This window comes from Streptomyces sp. URMC 126 (assembly GCF_051386555.1).
In the GTDB taxonomy this organism is placed as follows: Bacteria; Actinomycetota; Actinomycetes; order Streptomycetales; family Streptomycetaceae; genus Streptomyces.
This window is the reverse complement of sequence record NZ_JBPQTX010000854.1, coordinates 1-274: the sequence shown is the minus strand read 5'-3', so window position 1 is coordinate 274 and position 274 is coordinate 1. Positions and strand designations below refer to the sequence as shown.

Genomic DNA, 274 nt, shown 5'->3' with positions numbered 1-274 from the left:
CCGGATCAGCATCGCCCCGCCGCCGAGGGTCAGCAGCAGGCCGGCGAACAGTCCCAGCAGGGACGCCGAGGTGCCGGTCTGCGGCAGGGGGTCGGTGCCGCTGTTGCCGTTGCCGCTTCCGCTTCCGTTGCCGTTGCCGTTGCCGTTGCCTCCGGACCCGGCCACGACGACCGTGAAGGTGACCTCGTTCGACTCGGGCGAGGTGTTGCCGGCCTCGTCACGCTGCACCGCCACGACGGTGTGCTCGCCGTTGGCGAGCGGATCGGGCAGCACC

At 71.9% G+C, this 274-nt stretch carries 1 protein-coding gene; it reads right to left on the bottom strand.

Going from position 1 to position 274, the window contains the following annotated elements:
* The coding region (locus ACSNOK_RS34215; RefSeq protein ID WP_436784626.1) for an LPXTG cell wall anchor domain-containing protein at positions 1 to 274 on the bottom strand (274 nt) is incomplete at both ends.